This is a genomic window from Streptomyces sp. NPDC043878, from assembly GCF_056435735.1.
In genome coordinates this window covers 161191-167430 of the sequence record NZ_JBWKDW010000021.1, presented here as the reverse complement: position 1 = coordinate 167430, position 6240 = coordinate 161191, and the positions used below count along the sequence as shown (strand labels likewise).

Annotated in this window: 3 protein-coding genes and 2 pseudogenes; 2 read left to right on the top strand and 3 right to left on the bottom strand. The window is 68.2% G+C overall.

The features are described 5' to 3' along the window. Together AC07AZ_RS27365 and AC07AZ_RS27360 are read right to left on the bottom strand one after the other, a co-directional pair. Positions 1-367, bottom strand: a pseudogene (locus AC07AZ_RS27365) (hypothetical protein); the annotation flags it as partial. Further along, a complete protein-coding gene (locus AC07AZ_RS27360) occupies positions 352-2433 on the bottom strand; it encodes a hypothetical protein (protein ID WP_478852231.1) in 2082 nt (693 codons plus the stop codon). The pseudogene AC07AZ_RS27365 and the gene AC07AZ_RS27360, both read right to left, overlap by 16 nt. 562 nt (positions 2434-2995) lie before the next feature. Between AC07AZ_RS27360 and tap the strand changes: the two genes are divergently transcribed. After that, on the top strand, positions 2996-5095 hold the full coding sequence (gene tap, locus AC07AZ_RS27355; protein WP_478852229.1) for a telomere-associated protein Tap: 2100 nt from the start codon (positions 2996-2998) through the stop codon (positions 5093-5095). A gap of 5 nt (positions 5096-5100) precedes the next feature. Continuing rightward, a complete protein-coding gene (gene tpg, locus AC07AZ_RS27350; protein WP_478852227.1) occupies positions 5101-5658 on the top strand; it encodes a telomere-protecting terminal protein Tpg in 558 nt (185 codons plus the stop codon). 8 nt (positions 5659-5666) lie between these two features. On the opposite strand, the pseudogene AC07AZ_RS27345 reads toward tpg, so the two are convergent. After that, positions 5667-6019: pseudogene (locus tag AC07AZ_RS27345) on the bottom strand (transposase); the annotation flags it as partial. Positions 6020-6240: the final 221 nt, after the last annotated feature.

Here is a 6240-nt window from a genome sequence, read left to right as displayed (position 1 = left end):
TGCACCCGTTCAGCCACGTCACCATTCTGGCCGCCCGACGCAGCAACTGAGCGCTGCATCGCGGCAGGGCGAACGTTGCCTGATGCGGCACTAGCTCGGCGTTGTCCCCAAGGACATTGACGACTCCTACCCAGTCGTCGTTGTTGAGATCACACATCACTTCGTACACACCGTCATGGTTGTAACGGAAATGTGGGAGAGGGACGTTCGGGTGCTCGGCCATGAAATAGAGCTCGTATGTTTGAGCACCTCCGTGAGAGATCTCAGGAGTGTCGAATTGGCTGAGGGTTTCCTGCCAGGGGCCGTAGCCGATGGAGAAAGAAAGGTCACCGACCGATCCGTAGCGGACGCCTACGGTCGTGTCCACGGGCTTGCTGCGGTCGAGCTGGCGCTGTGTTCCACGACCTTGGATGTCTGCCCGTACACGTCGCTGTAGGTGTCCGTGGGACCGGCCGCGGCGGGCGTGACGGTGGTGTAGTCGCCGTGGTAGGCCGTCAGCAGGTGGCCCTCGTTGACGCTGCGGGCCGTTGTTCCGTCGCCGACGAAGAGCTTGGACTCCGTTGTGCGGCCCGCCCAGTCGAGGGTCAGGTCGGTGTAGGAGGGCAGGTCGGCGACCTGGGGGCTGACGGGGCCTCCGGAGCCCGCGGTGCCCTGGTTGCGGAAGACCACCGAGGTGCCGGTGACGTGGCCGGCCGTGTCGTAGCGGGTCACCGCGACCTGCCGGTTGGGAACCTCCTGCCCGGTGGAGGGATCGGTGCCGTCGGGGAGGGAGGTCTGCCGCTCCCGGTTCCGGCCGAGGCCGTCCGTGTAGGCGTACGCGGACAGGTAGGTGGTTGCGGACTGAAGGGTATGGGTGGCCACCCGGGGGAAGCCGTCAACCGCGTCCGGGATCCCGGCGCTGGTGGAGGTGGGGTTGCCGTCCACCGGCTTGTTCGTGTCCACCGTGGCGGCGTTGTCGAACAACGCGGAGGTGCAGCCGTCCTGGTTCGATGCCGTCCTTTCGCTGCAGCCGCTCGCGTAGTGGCGGCTTTCGTCCACCAGGACCATCCAGCGCTGGATGGGGCTGCCGTCGTACAGGTCGGTGTTGTAGGCACGGCCGTAGGTGGTGCACCGGTTGTCGGCGATGCCTTCTTCGCCCTGGTCGCCGGAGCGCAGCGGCAGACCGTAGGTGGCCGAGGTGGCCGTGCTCGCGTCGTATTCGTCCTGGGTGACGTGGGTGCGCCAGCCGGAGGAGATCTTGGTCTGGGTGGTGGTCTGGTCTTCGCGCACGAAGCGGGCGTCGGGCAGGCCGGTGTACTGGGCTGTGTCGTGCGTCCAGTAGTGGTGGAAGACCCGTGCCTGTGCACTGCCGGCGTCATCCCGGTCGGAGGTTTCGATGCTCTTGCCCTGCAGCCATGGCGAGTCGGGATAGGACGTGCCTTCGCCGTCGGTGACCGATACCGAGCGGGTGGCGGAGGTGTCCTTTGCGGTGCGGTCGCCGTCCAGGCCGCGGTAGAGCCAGTGGAAGGTGGAGTGCTTGACCGCGCCGGTGCCGCTGGTGACTTCGACCCGCTGATAGCCGCGCCAGTCCGACCAGGACTCGTCGGCGTCCGCGGTGAGTGGATCGTTGGTGAAGCGCCAGCCCGCACCCCCTTGGTAGTCGTGGCTGGTGGTCATCTCCGGGGCGCCGTCCTGGCTGCTGGTGACCGTCGGGTCGACCGTCACCTTGGTGACCAGGAACTTCTTGAACCAGCCGCTCTTCGAAGCGGTGTCGCCTTCCGGGGTCCACTTCTGCCAGAAGCAGTCCTTGGTATTCGACGACTGGGTGGGCGGGTTGTCGGCGCTGCACGGGTTGGGTGAGTCGTAGGTGACGGTGGTGGTGGCGCCCAGGTCGCCGTGGATGGTGTTGACCCGGCGGAAGTTGAGTTCGGTGGAGCCGAGCTTGTTGTCGAGGTCGACGCCGTTGAAGTTGGTGACCGGCAAGACGGAGTCCACCGGTCGACGGGTCGACGGCGAGCGGGGAACCCCCAGCCTGATGCGCGGCTCCGAGTCAGGGCGTTCCGGCGTCGTCACCGGCGAGCGGTGAAGCCCCACGTTGATGCGCGGCTCCGAGTCAGGGCGTTCCGGTCGTTTCGGCTCCCTCACGGACGGACGGTCGTGCTCAGCTGACATGACCGGGTGGGAGGGGCCGGTGGCGCTCGCGTAGCCGCGAAGCGAGTGGGTCAGCTCCTGCAGACGGCGCACGTTGAGGTCGTGCAGGGCATCGCCGACGATGCGGGTCGCGTCGTTGGCGAGGGCCAAAGGGGTGGGGTGCAGAATGTACTTGCCCACCTTGACCGCCGTCTCCAGCGCCTTGTCGCCGCGGGCCAAGTCGGTGGCGACGGTGGCGGCCCAGCCTTCGGGCGAGGCGTGCGGAAGCATCATCCGCCCGGCGGCATCGAAGGCGTTGGCCATCCGTTGCTCCCCGGCGTGCGGTACATCGTCCCGGCCCGGCGCGCGAGAGCGGCACGGACAAACCTTTCCTGTGCGGCAGATCGGGTCCCAACATCGCCTGTCTCTGCCGCATCAGCAGATCGAGAGCCGACGCCCATCGAGCCGGATCCGGAGAGTCTCGCCGCAGCTCCTGGTGCGCTCCACAGGCAGCCCGCAGCATTCCGCCGGCCATCTGGTCATCCGCCGGCCATCTGGTCGAGATGTTGAGGTGACGTGGTGGACCACGGGTATGACCCCGTACGGTCGTCGGCGTCCATTGCTCCCCTCCCGGCCGGCCTGACGGTATGAGCGGGAAAGGCCGGTACGCCCAGGATGCTCTGTCCGAGCCGTAGTACCAGACTCAGCTGCCGGTCCAGCACTCAAACTTCGGTGAGAATCGCTCAGCCTTCGCTGCGACGGGTCAGCAAGCCGGACCACGATGGCGCCGCGTCACACTGCTCACGGCCGCCACCGCGCTCCCGGTTAAGGAATGGGATAAGTTTTTGGCTAAGCGGTATCGGGTCTTGACGTGAAGGGGCAGGGAATGGCATCTGAGGAAGAGCTGTTCGCGTCCGTCGACGCTCTGTTGAACGAGGAGCCGCACCTGCCGCCGCCGGCGGAGCGGGCCCGGTTGCGTGAGGCTGCCGGCATCACCCAGGCCCGCCTGGCCACCGCGTTGAAGACGACGACCCAGTCGGTGAAGAACTGGGAGAACGGCCGAAGCGAGCCGAAGTCGCCGCGTCTTGATGCCTACCAGCGGCTGCTGAACGGGTGGGCGGCGAAGTATCCGGCCCCCGGCGCAGCCTCGGCAGCCGCGCCGGCACCGGCGGCGTCCGCCGCACCGGCCGCGTCCAAGCTGGAGACGACAAACGCCCCTCAGCCTGCCAACGTTCCAGGTGCGGAACCGGCGCGTCCCGCCACCCTGGCTGGCGCGACATCGCGGCGTCCGGCCGCGAAGAAGGCTGCGAAGCCCGCAGCCGACCCGCGCTTCCCGCACGGGCCCCTCGCAGTCCTGGACGGTGACGGCTGCGCGTACGGCACGGGCGGCATCGTGCTCGACTGCCCGGCGACAAGCGTGGTGGAGCTGGTGGAGTGGACGCTCAGGGAATCCGGGCTCGGTGCGGCGCGTCTGCACCGCAACGGCAAGGACAGCGACCCGCTGATCGTGCTCACCGCCGCGGCCGCCGTGAAGCTCGGACTGCCCGAGCGCCTGGAGGGCCATGAGCAGCGCCGCTCCCTGCGCTTGCGCGAGGATCATCCGGTGGTCACGCAGGTGGTGAAGGCGAAGTGGCGGCTCACCCAGCGCGGATTCGGGCCATGGGCAAGGATCTACCGCAAGGCCCAGGGGCGCGAGCGGCAGTGCGTGCAGCTGGCGATCCTGTCGTGGGACGCCCTCGATGAGCGGTCCTGGCCCGGCGTAACGCAGATGGAGCCGGCCGACATCGCCCGCGTCCTCGGCATCTACGCCCAGCGGGTCATCACCCCGCGCGGCTCGACGGCCGTGTCCGGGCTGGAGCTGATGACAGCGCTGCGCCCGCCCACCCGCGCGGTGCAGGACCCGCAGACGGGAAACTGGGTGCCCGGCCACAACCCCGGCTCCCTCGGCACGGAGCCGATGGACCCGGCCCCGCCGGAGGCCACCGCCGAGCACCCCGTCGTCGTGAACTCCGGCTGGAACGGCGGGTTCCTGAACGAGGAGGCGTACCAGTGGGTGCGCGACGTCAGCCTGCTGACGGATGAGGAATGCACGCTGCCGTACGCGGTCGGCCTGGACCTGAACACGGCGTTCCTCGCTGCCGCGGCCCGCCTGGTCGTCGGCCTGTCCGCCCCGGACCACTTCCACGCCCCGACGTTCAACCCGAAGATCCCCGGGAGCTGGCTGGTGGATCTGTCCCACGTCGAGGTGGACCCGCGTCTGCCCTCGCCGTTCACGCCGGACGGCACCCGGCCGACGGGTCCGGCCTGGTATCAGACGCACACCGTCGCCTACGCCCAGGAACTCGGCTACAACGTCCAGCCCATTGAGGCATACCTACGACGGGAGACCGGCGCGTACCTGGACCCGTGGCACGACCGGCTCAAGACCGCCTACGTCGACACCCTCACCGACCTCGGCGTCACGCGGGACCTGGACGACCGCGCCTTCCTCACCGCGATGGAGCAGCACAAGGACACCGACCCCGCCATGGCGGCCGTCCTCGCCGCCATCAAGGCCACCGTCAAGGGCGGCATCGGCAAGCTGCGCGAACGCCCCCAGGGCAAGAAGTACAAGGAGGGCGAGCGGTGGCCGGCCCTTCAGAGGCCGACCTGGCGGCCCGACATCCGCGCCGCCGTCATCAGCAAGGCCCGCATCAACATGCACCGCAAACTGCGCAACATGGCCACGATGACGGGCCTGTACCCGCTCGCCGTACTCTCCGACTGCGTCGTCTACCCCAGCCCCGGCCCCTCGCCGCTGGACTTCCTGCCCTACGCCGCCTCCGGCAAGCCCCAGCCCGGCGGGTTCCGCCTCGGACCCACCCCGGGCCTGGCCAAGCTCGAAGGCGTCCAGTCGATGCTCTGGGCCGTCGACCTCATGGAGCAGGGCTACAACCCCGCCCGCCACATCAAGGGCGGCGACGCCGTCCTCGACGAAGGAGAGTAGGCGCTGTGGGAGAGATCGAGGACGCCATCGAGCGGGCCGACCGGGAGAGCTTCACCCGCCAGCCGCCCAAGACACTCCAGGCGCGCATCAACTTCCTGATGAAGCAACTCGAGACGACGAAAGCCGTTGCCCGGGAGATCGGGGTCAGCCAGCGGTCGGTGGAGCGCTACCGCAAGGGCGAACGCAAACACCCGCCCCAGGCCATCGCCGAACGGATCGACGCCGCCGTACGGGCGCGCTGGCAGCCCCAGGTCCGCAGACGCCGCCGGAAGCAGGCCGCCACCACCACGGGCATCACCGTGGAAACCAGGGCCCGGTTCGGCTACACCGCACCCATCGGTACGACCGACGACGGACGCTTCCGACGGCTCACCGTCCACCTCCCCCCCACCTACGCACAGCGCTTGTTCAACGCCCGCGACGCCGGAGCCAGCGACCAGCAGATGCGCGCGATCATCGCCGAAGGATTCAAAGAGATCTACTTCCAAGACGGCGGAGCCCGCGCCATGGGCCTCTCCGACGTCACCCTCAACGACATCGACTACCTCGACCTCGATTACTAATCTTGTTGTCAAGCCGCTGCCGTGACGGGTGGTGTCCGTTCGTAGCACCGCCCGTCACGGAGCAGGGCCCACAAAACGTTGACCCGTCGGCGGGCGAGAGCGAGCACGGCCTGGGTATGACGTTTGCCCTCGGCGCGTTTGCGGTCGTAAAAACGGCGGGACTCGTCGCAGTAGCGGATGCTGATCAACGCTGAAGTGTAGAAGACCCGTTGGAGCCCTCTGCTGTATCGCTTTGGCCGGTGGAGATTGCCGCTGATTCGGCCCGAGTCGCGTGGGCTGGCGCCACGCCGGCGAAGCCGGCCAGGCGATCTGGAGTGCCGAAGACCGCCATGTCTCCGCCGGTCGACGCAAGGAACTCGGCCCTGTTCTCGTATAGCTACGGCGAACGGACATGTAGCGCAGGGTGAGGCTCGGGGCTGGAGCGGGCGCGAGGGTCGACGGCACAGCGATCGGCGGTGGCAGCGATTCAGCTTCGAGGTTCACTTATCGGACTTCCGGCGCGCCTAGTGACTCGCCAGGATGGTGCCGCAGTAAATACCGGATTTACTGCGGCAGCACTGGAAGGGCGGGACGGACGTGACA